10 protein-coding genes and 1 pseudogene are annotated in these 16,562 nt (G+C 35.9%); 8 read left to right on the forward strand and 3 right to left on the reverse strand.

Annotated elements, in window-relative coordinates; all coding sequences use genetic code 11:
- Nucleotides 1–176 precede the first annotated feature (176 nt).
- The 3 genes from ACKXGU_RS09865 to ACKXGU_RS09875 are packed head-to-tail and all read left to right on the forward strand — an operon-like array spanning nt 177 to nt 9,173.
- Nucleotides 177–6,314, forward strand: a complete 6,138-nt coding sequence (locus ACKXGU_RS09865; RefSeq protein ID WP_463465157.1) for a gliding motility-associated C-terminal domain-containing protein — start codon at nt 177–179, stop codon at nt 6,312–6,314.
- A gap of 20 nt (nt 6,315–6,334) precedes the next feature.
- Complete coding sequence (locus ACKXGU_RS09870) at nt 6,335–7,252, forward strand: PorP/SprF family type IX secretion system membrane protein (RefSeq protein WP_463465158.1); 918 nt, start codon at nt 6,335–6,337, stop codon at nt 7,250–7,252.
- 19 nt (nt 7,253–7,271) lie between these two features.
- Nucleotides 7,272–9,173, forward strand: a complete 1,902-nt coding sequence (locus ACKXGU_RS09875) for an OmpA family protein (protein WP_463465159.1) — start codon at nt 7,272–7,274, stop codon at nt 9,171–9,173.
- A 62-nt stretch (nt 9,174–9,235) separates the two neighbouring features.
- On the opposite strand, the pseudogene ACKXGU_RS09880 reads toward ACKXGU_RS09875, so the two are convergent.
- Together ACKXGU_RS09880 and ACKXGU_RS09885 are read right to left on the reverse strand one after the other, a co-directional pair.
- Nucleotides 9,236–10,782, reverse strand: a pseudogene (locus ACKXGU_RS09880) (Rne/Rng family ribonuclease).
- A 304-nt stretch (nt 10,783–11,086) separates the two neighbouring features.
- The gene (locus ACKXGU_RS09885; RefSeq protein WP_044626974.1) at nt 11,087–11,377 is read right to left on the reverse strand and encodes an HU family DNA-binding protein; all 291 of its coding nucleotides are present in this window, start codon (nt 11,375–11,377) and stop codon (nt 11,087–11,089) included.
- A gap of 135 nt (nt 11,378–11,512) precedes the next feature.
- On the opposite strand from ACKXGU_RS09885, the gene mutY reads away from it, so the two are divergent.
- The 4 genes from mutY (at nt 11,513) to gldD (ending at nt 14,998) form a co-directional block, all read left to right on the forward strand.
- Nucleotides 11,513–12,535, forward strand: coding sequence for an A/G-specific adenine glycosylase (gene mutY / locus ACKXGU_RS09890; RefSeq protein ID WP_463465160.1), 1,023 nt, complete (start codon nt 11,513–11,515; stop codon nt 12,533–12,535).
- Between the two features lie 88 nt (nt 12,536–12,623).
- Nucleotides 12,624–13,082, forward strand: coding sequence for a single-stranded DNA-binding protein (locus ACKXGU_RS09895; protein WP_463465161.1), 459 nt, complete (start codon nt 12,624–12,626; stop codon nt 13,080–13,082).
- A 24-nt stretch (nt 13,083–13,106) separates the two neighbouring features.
- Nucleotides 13,107–14,411 carry a gliding motility-associated protein GldE gene (locus tag ACKXGU_RS09900; RefSeq protein WP_463465162.1) on the forward strand — a complete coding sequence of 435 codons (1,305 nt, stop codon included), beginning with the start codon at nt 13,107–13,109 and terminating at the stop codon, nt 14,409–14,411.
- A gap of 5 nt (nt 14,412–14,416) precedes the next feature.
- Entirely contained in the window at nt 14,417–14,998 is a 582-nt protein-coding gene (gldD, locus tag ACKXGU_RS09905; protein WP_463465163.1) for a gliding motility lipoprotein GldD, read from the forward strand.
- A 51-nt stretch (nt 14,999–15,049) separates the two neighbouring features.
- On the opposite strand, the gene ACKXGU_RS09910 is transcribed toward gldD, so the two are convergent.
- Nucleotides 15,050–15,568, reverse strand: coding sequence for a heavy-metal-associated domain-containing protein (locus ACKXGU_RS09910; RefSeq protein WP_463465164.1), 519 nt, complete (start codon nt 15,566–15,568; stop codon nt 15,050–15,052).
- A gap of 84 nt (nt 15,569–15,652) precedes the next feature.
- On the opposite strand from ACKXGU_RS09910, the gene ACKXGU_RS09915 reads away from it, so the two are divergent.
- Nucleotides 15,653–16,531 carry a DMT family transporter gene (locus ACKXGU_RS09915; protein ID WP_463465165.1) on the forward strand — a complete coding sequence of 293 codons (879 nt, stop codon included), beginning with the start codon at nt 15,653–15,655 and terminating at the stop codon, nt 16,529–16,531.
- Nucleotides 16,532–16,562: the final 31 nt, after the last annotated feature.

Raw genomic sequence — 16,562 nt, forward strand, 5'->3', positions numbered from 1 at the left:
CGTTAGTCTATTAACCGAAAGTTTAATTATTCCTTACAGAAATTTTCATAATTTTAGGGATTCATTTTTTTGAAATTTAAGGTTGCCAGGGGCATTTTTGATTCACTTTGTTTTGATAATGCTCATTATAAAACTGATTTTCAATTAAATATTTAACTAACTTTTGATTATTAGCAATGAAAAAAATTACATTTTCTTTCCTTTTTTTGTTAATTTCTCTGTCTGGATTTTCTCAAATAGGATTAACTGAAAATTTTGATGGCGGATTGACACTACCAACTGGTTGGACCTCTGACGCCGGAGATTATTTTGGGACAGTTATAGAAGTCTGTCAAGGATTCTCTCAGCGAGTAAACCTTTTTGACAGTAACACGACTGCTCATTTAACGTCACCCAATATAGTTGGGTCTTCAAATGGCACGGATTTAACCATCACTTTTGACTATAAAATAGTCGATTGGTCACAAGCTGTGGATGCCACGCCTCCTGGTTGGGGAGAGATGTTGGTTCAGTATTCTACCAATAATGGCGGTGTTTGGAATACGGTCGAAACCATTAATGATAGTAATCATGTCACTTCCAATGAGTGTGCAAACGTAACAACTACAGTTCCTGCAGCTAATTTACCTGTAGGCTCGGATTTTAAATTACGTATTGAAGGGAATTGGACGGCAGGAACCTTTTATATTTATATTGATAATGTAACAGCAACTCAAGTAGTTGTTGACCCGCCATCCTGTGTTAATTTGATAACACCTGCTAATGGAGCTAATGGCGTTGGAATTAATACCAATTTAGAGTGGAGTGCAGCAACGGGAATACCTACAGGATATGTGCTTTCTGTTGGAACAACACCGGGCGGAACAGACATTGTTGATAATGAAGATGTCGGATTGTCAACTTCCTATACCTTTGGAGCGCCATTGGAATATGCAACTACTTATTATGTAACTGTGTCTCCATATAATGCCAATGGTCCTGCTCAAGGTTGTACAGAATTTTCATTCACAACAGGTGCTGATCCAAATGCACCGGTTGATTGTGCAGCTGGAACCCCAATTAACACGGTTTACTGTTATGGTAATAATGAAACACAAACTTGGAACTTCCAGAGTTCTGATGGTGGCCCAATGAATGTGTTTTTCAATGCGGGACAAATGGAAGAATGCTGTGACCAAATTACCATTTATGATGGTACAGACAATACAGGAACAGTTCTATATGATGATAACAACGGTGGTAATATGACAGGTGTTTCTGTTAACTCAACCACCGGTTTTATTTTTATTGAGATTGATAGTGATTTTTCAGTTAGCTGTCAAGCTAACGGTTATGTGCCGTTGAATTTTGATGTGTCGTGTATTGATACCACTGCAGTTCCAAACTGTAATTCAGTATTGACAACACCAGCTAATGGTGCTGTTGATGTCAATGAAAATACGGATATCACATGGAGTGCAGCTTCTATTATTGTAACGGGATATACCATTTCCATTGGTACTACCCCAGGTGGAACGGATGTTTTGGACAATTTTGACAATGGTCCTGCAACAACTTACGATCTAGGAACTTTGGATTATGAAACCACATATTATGTAACTATAGTTCCTTACAATGATAATGGCCCTGCCATTAATTGTAATGAGCAAAGTTTTACCACAAGGGACGATCCGAATCAAATTTTGGATTGTACCAATGGAGAGGTTATCAACACAACCTATTGCTATGGTCAAAATGATAATATGGTCTTTAATTATGCTAGTAATGATGGATCACAATTATCTGTTGTATTCAATTCAGGCTGGATTGAAGCAGGTTGGGATAATTTAATTGTAACGGATTCAGATGGTACTGAACTTTTCAATGGCGACAATGGTGGTGATTTAACAGGGCTATCCTTTTTGTCTTCAGGAAGTTCTATAGCTATTGCTGTCGATTCGGATGGTTCGGTAAGTTGTGGTAGCACGGGTAATGCGCAATGGGATTTTACGGTGTCATGTTTTGATGCTACTGCGGTTCCAAACTGTAATGCTTCTTTAAACGGAGCAGTGGCCGATGGTACAATTGATGTCAATGAAAATGAAGATTTAACTTGGAGTGCCGCTTCTGTTGTGGTAACGGGATATGTTATCAATATGGGTACAACCCCTGGGGGAACCGATATTTTGGATGGTGTTGATGTAGGCAACGTATTGATTTATGAACCAGGAACATTAGAATTCTCAACCACCTATTATGTTACTATTATTCCTTATAATGATAATGGTAGTGCTGTAGGATGTACAGAAGAAAGTTTTACCATTAGAGATGATCCTAATCAAATAGTTGATTGTTCTATCAATGAAGTAATCAATACCACTTATTGTTATGCTGGTAATGATACCATGGAATTCAATTTTGCTAGTAGCGATGGTTCACAATTGGTAGTGTTTTTCAATGCAGGTTGGATTGAAGCAGGTTGGGACAGTTTAATAGTAACGGATTCAGATGGAACGGTTATTTTTGATGGTGATAATGGAGGTGATTTAACGGGATTGATTTTTATTTCTTCTGGAGATTCAATAACCATTGGAGTAGATTCTGATGGAATTATTAGTTGTGCTGGATCTAACAATGCACAATGGGATTTTGATGTAACATGTTTTGATGCTACCGCATTACCTAATTGTGATGCAACTGTTGTGACACCTGCTGATTTAGCTATTGATGTCCCAATAGATACTGATATCACTTGGACTGCAGCTTCAATATTTGTTACTGGGTATACTATTTCAATTGGAACGACACCAGGAGGAACAGATATTGCTGATAATGTTGATGTAGGCAATGTCTTGACTTATGATCCTGGTATTTTGATAAATGCGACTGATTATTATGTGACCGTTATACCTTATAACGATAATGGTCCTGCGGATACAGGTTGTGTCGAATCTACTTTTAAAACAGTGTGTATACCTCAAGTGGTTACGTTTAATGCTGTTGGCGACTGTGAAACAGATCCTGATAACCCTGACTTTGTTATTGAAGTTAATATTACCGATTTAAGTGGTTCAGCATCTATTCTGGTGTCAGATGACCAAGGTAGTGCAGTTCAAACTGCTGATGCAACAGGGGTCGTTACTATGGGGCCTTATGCAGCAAATACAGTAGTTACCATAACAACTTTAAAATCGGATGATGATACGTGTGAGGTGATAAGTAGCCCAATTACGTTTATTTGTCCACCACCACCAAACCCATGTTCAATTATATATGCTGGTGAGGATGTTACTATTGGTTGTGAAGAGTCAACAGATTTAACAGCCAGTTATCATTTGTTTGGACAAGATACTAATACCTATACCATTAATGCATTGGATTCCTGTCCTTTACCAACCACTGTTGGAGGAACACCAACTAGCCTTGATATTGATGATCGCTGGTCAGGTATAATTGATATCGGATTTGAGTTTTGTTTCTTTGGAGATACTTATAACCAATTATTAATTGGATCTAATGGTGTGCTTTCTTTTGAATTGGAAAATGCCGATACCGGAAATGGTTGGGCTATGGCGGCAGGTGATTTACTGCCTAATAACACGAATCCAACTTTAGCAGAAGGTAATATTTTTGGAGTTGGCCATGATATTGACCCAAGTGTTTGCGGAGATATCAATTATTTGGTCATAGGAACAGCACCTTACAGAATGTTTGTTGTTAATTATACAGATGTGTGTCACTTTAGTTGTAACGAACTACAGTCCAGCAGTCAAATCATTTTATATGAGTCTTCAAATAATATTGATGTAAATGTGTTTGATAAGCCTACTTGTAGTGGCTGGAATGGTGGTAGAGCTGTTATTGGGGTTCAAAATATACCGGGTACAGTGGCATTTACACCTGCAGGAAGAAATACTGGTGTATGGACCGCTACTGATGAATCTTATCGTTTCGCACCATCAGAAGGAACACCAAATTATACGTTTGAATGGTTTGATGGGACAACATCTTTAGGGAATTCCGAAACTATATCAGTATCTCCAACAGTCACAACTACCTATACAGCCACAGTGACTTATGAATTGTGTACTGGAGGAACCGCTACGTTAACGGATGATGTTACTGTTGAAGTTATTACTGATGGTAATGACGATCCTTCATTTACAATGGATGCGACCTGTGATGGTGGTATTGCCACTATTACGGGTACGGCAGGAGGAACTTTCCAGTTTAACCCTGACCCTGGTGATGGCGCTTTAATAGATCCTGCTACTGGTGAAGTAACAAATGGTTTACCGGGTGAAACATATACTGTTCAATATGTTGTTATGACTTCAGGAACATGTCCTGCGTCAAGCACGCAAGATGTTACGGTTTTATCTCTTGATGATGCCTCATTTACAATGTCTCCTGCCTGTGATGGTGGTTCGGCAGTTGTAACAGGTGTTTCAGGAGGAACATTTGCCTTTAACCCAGAACCAGGCGATGGCGCTGTAATAGATCCGAATACAGGGGTTGTTACTGGAGGAATGCCAGATACAGATTATACTGTTGAATATACTACTAATGGTGATTGTCCTAATTCTTCGACTTTGATGTTTACTACATTAACATTAGGCGGAGGTTTTATGGAAGATTTCGGTACAAGTCCTGATAGGGAACCGACACCATATACAAATTACACATTCAATGAATTTACTCAAGTGAATGATGGGGAGTATACTTTAAACAGTAATGCTTCTGACCTGAATACTGGATGGCATGATATGGAAGACCATACTGCCGGCGACACTGACGGTTTGATGTTTGTTGTTAACGCATCCAATACCGCTGGAGAATTTTACAGAAGATCTATTTTTGTTAGCTCAAATACTGAGTATAATTTCAGTGCTTGGATTACCACTGTATATGATATAGATACAGGTATTTGTCCTGGAACAGGAGTTCCTTCCAATGTAACATTTAGAATTGAGGATGAATCAGGGAACTTGATAACTGAAGTTAATACAGGAGATATTCAAAATGAATCAGATCCTAACTGGCAGGAATATCAATTAAATTTCAATACTTTGAATAATTCCCAGATACAATTGGTCTTATTAAATCAAGGTGTTGGTGGATGCGGAAATGATTTAGCAATTGATGATATTAGCTTAACAGCTGTTCAGCCAGTACTTTCATTCGATCCAGATTGTGAAGGAGGTACTGTAATAGTAACAGGAACTTCAGGTGGAACATTTGTATTTAATCCAGAACCTGGTGATAGTGCAGTTATTGATGAAATGACTGGTGAGATTACTGGCGGAACACCTGGAGCTACTTATTCTGTTGAGTATGTAATTCCTGGCGGATGTGCTTCAAATATTATTAATGCAACCTTGTTGCCTGGAGAAGATGCTTCATTTACAATGTCTGCAACATGTGATGGAGGGATTGCTACTGTAACTGGTGATATTGGGGGTTCGTTTGCATTCAATCCGGTACCAACTGATGGAGCTGCAATTGATGATATGACCGGAGAGGTTACAAATGGAATTCCAGGAACTTCCTATACAGTAGAATATACTACTGCTGGAGATTGTCCTGCAACTAGCTCTCAAACATTTACAGTACTGCCAGAAGACGATGCGTCATTTACTATGGCAGCTACATGTGATGGTGGGATAGCAACAATAACTGGTCTTCCTGGCGGAACATTTGCATTAAATCCTGATCCATCTGACGGCACTGTTGTTGACTCAACTACAGGAACTGTTACTGGCGGAACGATAGGTGTTACATATACTATTGAGTATACAACGTCAGGACAATGTCCTTCCAGTAGTTTTGAAACAGTAACTCCATTATCAGCTGAAGATGCCTCATTCATTGCCACTGCAGTTTGTGGCGGTGCTGAAGTAGAAATAATTGGTAACACTGGTGGAACATTTGCTTTTAATCCAATGCCAGACGATGGTGCTACAATTAATCCTAATACCGGACAGGTAGAAGGAGCTTCAGGTGATACAGAGTATACAATTGAGTATACAACTGCTGGGCCGTGTCCAACAAGTTCAACAGAAACTTTTATAACATTACAGTGTATCATACCTCAAGTAATAACACCTAATGATGATGGGTTTAATGATTCATTTGATTTAAGTGGTTATAGTGTAAGTAGTTTAGAAGTATTTAATAGAAACGGAGTGAAAGTTTACAGTAAAACCAATGGTTATACCAATGAATTTAATGGTGTTGCTGATAATGGTGATAAGTTGCCAGTTGGGACCTATTTCTATGTGATGAAATACCAAGGAGGTAAAGAACGAACTTCATGGGTATATATTAACAAGTAAAACAACACAACCAAGATTAAATGATGAAAAAACTATATATAATTTTAGTATTTGTAATGTCTGTTTCTTTTTTGCAGGCGCAACAAGACCCACAGTACACTCAGTATATGTATAACATGAATGTTGTGAATCCAGCTTATGCCGGTTCGTTTGATGGTATTGCCGTTGGAGCACTCTATAGAAGTCAATGGGTTGGATTAGAAGGAGCCCCTAATACAGGGACACTAGCCATTCATGCACCAGTAGGTAGAAGAGTTGGACTTGGTTTTTCGTTTATTAATGACGAGATTGGTCCAGTTCGTGAGAATAATGCTTACGCCGACTTTTCATATACAATACCGATGGGGAATGAAAATAAACTAGCTTTTGGTGTTAAGGCTGGAGCTACTTTTCACAACATTGGATTAACGGGATTAGCAGTTATTGACCCTAATGACCCCTTCCTTCAGGAAAATGTTGACAGTGTGACACCAAATGTAGGAGCCGGTGTGTATTTCTATAGTCCAGATAAGTATTACATATCAGTGTCTATGCCCAACATGCTCAATTCGGTTCATTTAGATGCAACTAATGGAACGAAAGTTGGTTCTGAAACACAACATTTATTCGCTGCTGCTGGATATGTGTTTAATTTCTCTGATAACTTTGCTTTAAAACCTCATGGTTTGTTAAAAGTTGCTTTTGATGCGCCAATCAGTTTTGATCTGAATGCAAATTTATTTATGTACAATTTAGTTGAAGTGGGTGTTGGATATCGATTGGAAGATTCATTCAGCGGTATGATTAACTTTATGGTTGCTCCTAATTTAAGAATAGGATATGCTTATGACAGTATTAGGTCAGATTTAAATATAGCGACTAGTTCATCACATGAGATATTTATAAACTTTGATTTCAGTTTTACGAAAAAGGTATCTCGTTCACCTCGTTATTTCTAACCACTTAAGCTTAAACATTATGAAAAACTTTAAAATATTTATAACATTAGTATTATTGGGTAGCTTAAGTATAACTGCTCAAAACAAGCACACGCAAACAGCGGATAAGCATTTTTCTAGATTTGAATTTATTCAAGCTATAGAAAGCTATATGAAATTGGTTGAAGATGGGAAAGCTGATGAATATGTGTATGCTCAATTGGCTGAAGCGAACTATAATATTTTTAATACCACCGAAGCTGAAAGATGGTATGCAAAAACACTAGAAACTTCTAAAGATTCTGAAACCATTTATAAATACTCCCAAATGCTTAAGGCAAACGGAAAGTATGATGAATCTAGTAAATGGATGCAAAAGTTTGCCGATGCTAACCCAAAAGATGATAGGGCTATAGCATTCAAATCTAATCCTGATTTCGTAACAGGAATTTTAGAAGGAGAGAAAAAATATGATATTAAAGCGTTGCCTTTTAATTCAGAAGAATCTGATTTTGGAGGGACTGTCGCTAACGATATGGTGTACTTTACATCAGCTAGAAATAAAGCCAGACGAAACTATGGTTGGAATGAAGAACCTTTTTTAGATGTTTACAGTGTGTCTTTAACGTTGGACGAGTCAGATCAAGAAGGGGAATTGGTAAATGGTGCCATTAACACCAGACACCATGAAGGTACCGTGACTTTTAGTCCAGATGGAAACACGATGTACTTTTCTCGTGAAAGTTTTTTTGAAGGTGATTATGAAAAGGATCAGACCAACAAAAATAAATTGAGTGTATTTTACCTTTACAAAGCGACAAATGATGGTGATAAGTGGGGTAATGTTGAGCCTTTGAATAGTATTAATAATCACAATTATAATGTAAGTGCTCCTGCTATGAGTGCCGATGGCAAAACACTATATTTCCATTCTGATATGCCAGGAGGACATGGTTTGTTTGATTTATACAAGGTTTCTGTTAACAGTGATGGAACAGTTGGAGAGCCAGAAAATTTAGGAAATACTATTAATACAGAAGGGAATGACAGATTTCCATTTGAAACGAGTAATGGCACGTTGTATTTTTCTTCAGATGGACATTTAGGTCTTGGTGGACTGGATGTTTTTTTTGTGTCTGAATCTGGTAAAGTTGAAAATGCAGGGACACCTATTAATAGTAATTCTGATGATTTTGCATTTACTATAGACGAAGAATCAGGTGAAGGCTATGTGTCTTCTAACAGACCAGGAGGAAAAGGGAACGATGATATTTATGGTGTCAAAAGATTAGAACCATGTGATGTTATGGTCATAACGACTGTTATGGATAGCGAATCGGGAGACCCATTGTCTAATGTAAGCGTTGTGATAAAAGATTCTAATGATCGTATTTTATCATCCCAAACTTCAAATGATAAGGGCCAGGTTTCATACCAAGTTACCTGCGATAAGGCATTGGAAATTTCAGGAACATTACCAGATTATGAAGGAAATACCTTGAGTTTTGCTGGTAGCAAGGATGAAGAAGTCAATTTGCAATTGGAATTAAAACCAATTGATAAGATAATTGTAGAAGATCGTGTGGTGTTAAATCCAATTCTGTTTGATTTTGATAAATCCAATATTACTTCACAAGGTGCTTTTGAATTGGATAAATTGGTGGCTGTCATGAACAAGTACCCAGATATGATAATTTTAGCTGAATCGCATACCGATTCGAGAGGTAGTAATAAGTATAATGAGGAACTATCTGATAGAAGAGCAAAATCTACGGTTCAATATGTCATATCAAAAGGAATTGATGCTAGTAGAATCTCTGGTGTTGGTAAAGGAGAGACCGAACTAAAAGTAAATTGCGGTTCAAAATGCACTGAAGAAGAGCACCAAATGAACAGACGCTCAGAGTTTATTATTGTAAGCGGTGGTCCTAATCAAGAATAAAGAGCTTTTTAAGCTAAAAATAATACATAAAAAAAGCCTTACGATATCGTAAGGCTTTTTTATTATTTAATCTGATTACCATCTTTGTCAAAAAAGTGGTATTCTAAATATGTGTAAGCATCTCTAGGTAAAATTTTCACCCATTTTTTATGTTCAAAAAACCATTTTGAACGAATTGATGGAAAGCCTTTAGTTAAAAAGGCTGCTATAAAAGGATGTGTGTTTAAAGTCAGCTTTTTATAGTCTTTTTTAATTAATTGTTCAAGATCATGAGTTATTTTGGGCACAATTCCTATTGGTGCCTCTACCTCTGTACCATTAAGGTCATTAGGGTTTTCCTCACGCGTTTTAATGTTCATTTCTTGTCGAACACGCTGTTCTTGTAATCTGTACTAAACCAAATTTACTTGGTGGTAGTATTTTGTGTTTGGCTCTATCATCCTTCATTTCATCACGAAGAAAATTATAAAGCGTTTTTCTGTTTTCAGCTCTGGTCATATCAATAAAGTCTATAACAATGATGCCTCCCATATCCCTCAAGCGCAATTGCCTGGCGATTTCAGCGGCGGCTATCATATTGACTTCCAATGCTGTGTCCTCTTTGAGTTTTGGCTTTATTGGAACGGTTACCACTGTTAACATCTACAACATGAAGTGCTTCCGTGTGTTCGATAACCAAATAAGCTCCTTTTGCCATTGAAACGGTTTTGCCGAATGACGTTTTAATCTGTCTTTCAACACCAAATTTTTCAAAAATGGGAACATTAGATTGATATAACTTAACTATAGATTCTTTTTTTGGTGCAATTTCTTGCACATAATCTTTAATTTGAATGTAAAGTGCTTCGTCATCCACATGAATATTAGTGAAGGAATCATTGAATATATCTCGTAATATTGACGAGGCTTTATTCAATTCTCCTAAAACTTTGCTGGGATGATGTGCTCTGTCTAGTTTTTTACACATTGCGGTCCAACGACCTAACAAGTTTTGTAAATCTCTATCCAATTCTGCAACTTTCTTGCCTTCTGCAACGGTACGAACAATAACACCAAAGCCTTGCGGTGTAATACTCCTTACAAGGCGTTTTAAGCGATCTTTTTCCTCTTTATCTTCTATCTTCTGTGAAATAGAAATTCTATCGGAAAAAGGCACTAAAACAATATATCGGCCAGCTATTGAAAGCTCGGAACTAATTCTAGGTCCTTTAGTAGATATTGGCTCTTTTACTATTTGTACCAAGATAGATTGATTGGACTTTAAGACATCATTTATCTTACCGTCTTTATCAATATCTTTTTCAAATGGGAAATTCTTTAAAGAATAATCTTTTAGTCTACCTGTGCTTACACGTTTTGTGAATTTTAAAAGGGAAGGAAGTTTAGGCCCTAGATCGTGATAATGTAAAAAGGCATCTTTTTCATAGCCTACATTTACAAAAGCAGCATTTAAGCCCGGAACAGCTTTTCTTATTTTGGCTATAAACACATCACCAACAGAAAAATTGTTTCCTCCTTCATCTTTTTGTAATTCAATTAGTCTTCCATCTTTTAATAAGGCAAAATCAACGTTATCAGAATCAGATCGAATAATCAATTCTTTATCCATTTAGTTAATTTTTATCCATCACGACAAAGCGCGACAGATGGATTAATACTAATTCTTCACAGGATTTTAATCCATAGAGTCACTCATTTCGCAAGGTAATACGAAACAGAAACTCACTATCAAAGAACGTTTTGATTTTAAAACCAAAAAAGTAGTTTGCCAACTACTTTTTCAGTTTATTTTTTCTTTTTGTGACGATTAGCGCGTCTTCTCTTTTTACGCTTATGCGTCGCTACCTTGTGTCTTTTTCTCTTTTTACCACTTGGCATAAATGTCTTCTTTTAAGGTTAATTAATAAATGTTTTTATTTAACGTCTACATTAGTTTTTACACCTTCAACAAAAACTTTTGCAGGTTTAAATGCTGGAATATTGTGAGCTGGAATCTTGATGGTAGTATTTTTTGAAATGTTTCTACCAGTTTTTTCAGCTCTAGTTTTAATGATAAAGCTTCCAAATCCTCTTAAATAAACGTTATCACCGCTTTCTAAAGAAGTTTTTACTTCATCCATAAATGTTTCAACAGTTGCCTGTACATCTCCTTTTTCAATTCCTAATTTTTCTGAAATTTTTGCTACTAAATCAGCCTTCGTCATTTTAAATATTTTTTGTGTTACTATTAATCTTTTAAAGGGTTGCAAATATAGGAATTTAATATTCAATATTTCAAACCTAATTCATTAAAATTTAAGAATATAAACGATTATTTTTGCATTTAGTATATACTATAAATGCATATTACAAAAATTTTAACATCTTGGTATTCAGATAATAAGCGCGAATTGCCTTGGCGTAACACTAAAAACCCATATTTCATTTGGTTATCGGAAATAATCTTGCAACAAACACAAGTTAAGCAAGGATTACCATATTATGAAGCATTTATAAAGCACTATCCAACGGTATTTCATTTGGCTAAAGCTTCTGAAGAGTCTGTTTTAAAATTGTGGCAAGGTTTAGGTTATTATTCGCGAGCGAGAAATCTTCACGCTACTGCCAAGTATATTGCCCATGAGCTGAATGGCGAGTTTCCTAAAGATTATAATGGTCTTATAAAATTAAAAGGCGTTGGAGACTATACTGCAAGTGCCATTGCATCAATATGCTATAGCGAGGTAACAGCTGTTGTGGACGGTAATGTTTTTAGAGTACTATCTAGATTTTACGGCATCCAAACTCCTATTAATAGTACATCAGGAAAAAAAGAGTTCAAAGAACTGGCACAACAAATCATTGACAAAAAAAATCCAGCTGAGTTCAACCAGGCTATTATGGAATTTGGCGCCATACAATGCAAGCCCAATAGCCCTGATTGTTCCATATGCCCGTTGCAGCTAGAATGTCACGCATTCCATACAGGAAAAATAAAAGACTTGCCTCAAAAAATCAAATCAGCCAAGCCAATAAAAAGACACCTTAATTATATTGTCTATATATCGGATTCCCATACAACTGTTCTGGAAAAAAGAGTTGGTAAGGGCATATGGCAAAATCTATATCAGTTTCCATTAGTTGAATCTGACAAGGAGCTACAACCCAAAGAATTCAAGAAACAGCTTAATGTTAATCATAAAAGTATAGCATTGTTTAACGAGAACCCGATTGTGCATAAGCTCTCTCATCAACATTTGTATGCCAAGTTTTGGATTGTAAAAGTGACAAGTTTATCTGAAAACGCCATTCCAATTAATAAAATCAATGATTTTGCAACTCCCATATTAATTAAAAACTTTATTGATGACTTCAATTTTTAAAGTGAAAAGAACTCCTGTCATATTTTTTTCTTAAATTTAAGATTATGAATTGCAAAAGCGTAATTTTGCACAATAAAAATCAGATAGAATGTCAGGAACACTAAATAAAGTTATGCTTATTGGGCATCTGGGAGATGAAGTTAAAATGCACTATTTTGAAGGAGGTGGATGTATTGGGAGGTTTCCGTTAGCAACAAACGAAACCTATACCAATAAACAAACTAATGAGCGTGTTACCAATACGGAATGGCATAACATTGTGGTCAGAAATAAAGCGGCCGAAATTTTTGAAAAGTACGTAAGTAAAGGCGATAAAGTATATATTGAGGGTAGAATAAAAACGAGAAAATGGCAGGATGAAAATGGAAATGATAGATACTCTACAGAAATTCAATGTACTGATTTCACCTTCTTAACTACCAAGAACGAAAGTGCTACTGGTTCTAATGTCCAACAAGGCAATCAAGCCAATCCTGTTGGTCATAAAGTAGAGTCTGTCAATCACAAACCTGAAGTTGATTTACCAGAAGACGATTTGCCGTTCTAAATTGTTTAATTAAAACCCAAGCTATTGGATCCTGAACCCCCGAGTTTTTTAGCGCTTCTAATAACAATAGAATATTCTTTAATATTTGGTTTTGTACTGCTCTTTGTACTACTTGTTTGTTCTGCCTTGATCTCTGGTGCCGAAGTTGCCTTGTTCTCGCTTACCCGATCAGACATTGAGGACAATCTAAACGAAAAAAACACGGCGCTTTCAATTATCTCAAAGTTACTTGATAGACCAAAGAAATTGTTGGCTACCATTCTTGTTGCCAATAACTTTATTAACATAGGTATTGTTATCCTATTTGCATATTTGGGGAATTTTATTTTTGAAGGCATTGAAAATAATATTGTTAAATTCCTTTTGGAAGTAGTTGTTGTAACTTTCTTGATTTTATTGTTTGGCGAAATACTCCCTAAAATATATGCCAGTAGAAATAAATTAAAGTTTGCAATCTTTATGGCTTATCCATTACGGGTACTTGATGTCATTTTTTCCCCATTAAGCCTTCCAATGCGAAGTGTCACAATTTTTATTCACGGTAAACTGGGGAAACAAAAATCTAATTTAAGTGTAGATCAATTATCTCAAGCACTGGAATTAACGAGTGAAGACGATACCACTATGGAAGAACAGAAAATATTACAGGGCATCGTGTCATTTGGTAATACGGACACCAAACAGGTTATGAGGCCTCGAATTGATATTTTTGCATTGAACATAAACCTGAAATATTTAGAAGTTATTCCAGAAATTATAGCCAATGGATATTCACGAATCCCTGTTTATGAAGATAGTATTGATACTATTAAAGGAATTCTTTACGTTAAAGACTTACTGCCTTACATAGATCGGAAACAGTTTGATTGGACAACATTAATGCGCGAACCATTTTTTGTTCCCGAAAACAAAAAATTAGATGACTTGATGGCTGAATTTCAAGAAAAGAAAGTGCATCTAGCCGTTGTTGTTGATGAATATGGTGGAACATCAGGACTCATTTCGTTGGAAGACATCATTGAAGAAATTGTAGGTGATATTAGTGATGAATTTGATGATGAAGATTTAATTTATTCCAAACTTGATGATAGGAATTATGTTTTCGAAGGGAAAACGGCACTGAAGGATTTTTATAAAATTGTCAAATTGGAAGAGGGTGCTATCTTTGAAGAAAATAAGGGTGAAGCCGAAACATTGGCTGGGTTTGTTCTAGAGATTTCAAAAAGTTTTCCAAAACAAGGCAGTAAAATAATTTTTGAAGATTTCGTTTTTACAGTGGAGGCTCTAGACAATAAACGTATAACAAGATTAAAAATCACATTACCATAATTTAAATGAAGCAACTGGCGTTTGTAACTTTAATTTTTTTAATATGTTTTTCTTGCGGTAACGATACCATGCCAAAACCGAATGCTTATTTGCGTTTAGACTATCCTGAAGCAGATTACAAAACTTTTGACCCTGGCTTTCCCTTTACTTTTGAAAAAAATGAGTTGGCAACTGAAATTAGAGCGCGAATGCTAACAGCTGATTCTGCTAGTTTAGGAATTGATCTTATCTATCCTTCATTAAAAGGGACTATTTATTTAACCTATAAAAAAGTAAATAGCAGTGAAGAAAAACTTAAAAGTCTATTGCGTGATGCCCAAGGTTTCACGCAAGAACATACTCAAAAGGCTGATGAAATAACAGAGCAGATATACCAAAATAATGAACACAAGGTATATGGAATGTTCTATGAAGTAGGTGGTAATGCCGCATCGCAGTCTCAATTTTATGTAACAGATAGCATCAATCATTTTTTAACGGGATCTTTGTATTTCTACGCAAAACCTAATTATGATTCTATTTTACCAGCTGCCAATTACTTGCAGAAGGATATTCAAAAAATTATGGAAACCGTGAGGTGGAAATAAAAAAAGGCTTTCATAATTGAAAGCCTTTTTTATCTCATGTTGATGCTCTATTTAAGCTTTTGCTTTATCAGCACAACAGGCCATTTTGCAGTCTTTGGCACAGGCTGTTTTTTCTGCTTCAGTTTTATTGGAACAGCAAGCTTTCTTGCAATCTTTATCACAAGCTTTCTTATTGCCATCAAAACTTTCAACGGTTTTCATATCCTTTACAGAATACATGTCACCAGATTTTTTAACAACTTCTTCTAAAGTTTCTGTACTTACTTTGGCTTCATCATACTCAACCATGGCTAATTTTTTGTCAAAATCTACTTTGGCAGATTTCACACCTTCTAACTTCGCCATTTTCTTTTCAATAGTTTTGGCACATCCCATGGCACAAGTCATACCTTCAATTGTAAATTCTGCTTTTGCGTAGGTAGCATTTGGGTCTAATTCTGCAACGGCATCATTAGTTGTTTCAATAGCTTCATTTTCTACTGTTACTACTTCAGGAGTTGTATCATTTTTACAGGCTGTAAAAATTGCAGCAATAGACAATATAGCTATAACATTTTTTAATCTATTCATTTGAATTACGTATTAAGTTCTGAACAAATTTAATAAATATTGTTTTTTATTGCATTAAAATTCAAAACTTTGTGATTTTTATCGATGAAGCAAATAAACGTCAAGTGGCTGTATTTAATTGTGCTTTCTCTCATTTGGGGCACATCCTTTATTCTCATTAAAAAATCCTTGTTGGGATTAAGTCCCTTTCAATTGGGTGCATTGCGTACAATTATTACAGGGGTGTTTTTATTAGTTGCTGGTTTTTCAACGTTAAAGACAATCGATAAAAGTCAATGGAAATGGGTTGCCCTTTCCGGCTTTTTAGGCTCATTTTTTCCCGCTTTTTTATTTGCCATAGCTGAAACTGAAATTGACAGTGCTGTCGCTTCCATATTAAATTCACTTGTACCATTGAATACCATTTTATTAGGCTTTGCTGTTTTTAAAATAACCTCAACCAAGCGACAAGTTTTGGGCGTTATCATTGGGTTTATTGGAACTACCATCTTGATATTAAAAGGTGCTGAATTAAACCCAGAACAAAATTATTTATTTGCTGGTTTTGTAATTGTATCAACTATCATGTATGCCGCTAACGTAAATATAATTAAACGCTATTTGCAAAATGTGAAGCCTTTGGCTATTGCTGCTGGAAATTATGCCATTATTGGAATTCCTGCTATAGTTGTATTGTTTTTTAGTGGATTTTTTAATCAGGAAGTTTTGCAGAGCCCTGTGTTAAAACAGTCTATTTTATACGTCACTATTTTATCCTTCTTCGGTACGGCGTTAGCCAAAGTGTTGTTCAATAAATTAGTGCAAATTTCATCACCAGTATTTGCATCGTCTGTAACGTATGTCATGCCTATTGTTGCACTTACTTGGGGAGTATTGGATGGTGAAGGATTCAGTTTTTTGCAAGGTCTGGCAACTATTATTATTTTAATAGGAGTTTATTTGTCACATAGACCCAAAAAATAAAAGCTTGAAGTTTCCTCCAAGCTTTTATTAA

Source organism: Hanstruepera sp. CR43, assembly GCF_055227665.1.

Bases quoted from the DNA above. Each gene is read 5' to 3' on its own strand.
- ACKXGU_RS09865 (WP_463465157.1), top strand. From the start codon at position 177: ATGAAAAAAATTACATTTTCTTTCCTTTTTTTGTTAATTTCTCTGTCT.
- ACKXGU_RS09870 (WP_463465158.1), top strand. From the start codon at position 6,335: ATGATGAAAAAACTATATATAATTTTAGTATTTGTAATGTCTGTTTCT.
- ACKXGU_RS09875 (WP_463465159.1), top strand. From the start codon at position 7,272: ATGAAAAACTTTAAAATATTTATAACATTAGTATTATTGGGTAGCTTA.
- ACKXGU_RS09885 (WP_044626974.1), bottom strand. From the start codon at position 11,377: ATGACGAAGGCTGATTTAGTAGCAAAAATTTCAGAAAAATTAGGAATT.
- mutY (WP_463465160.1), top strand. From the start codon at position 11,513: ATGCATATTACAAAAATTTTAACATCTTGGTATTCAGATAATAAGCGC.
- ACKXGU_RS09895 (WP_463465161.1), top strand. From the start codon at position 12,624: ATGTCAGGAACACTAAATAAAGTTATGCTTATTGGGCATCTGGGAGAT.
- gldD (WP_463465163.1), top strand. From the start codon at position 14,417: ATGAAGCAACTGGCGTTTGTAACTTTAATTTTTTTAATATGTTTTTCT.
- ACKXGU_RS09910 (WP_463465164.1), bottom strand. From the start codon at position 15,568: ATGAATAGATTAAAAAATGTTATAGCTATATTGTCTATTGCTGCAATT.
- ACKXGU_RS09915 (WP_463465165.1), top strand. From the start codon at position 15,653: ATGAAGCAAATAAACGTCAAGTGGCTGTATTTAATTGTGCTTTCTCTC.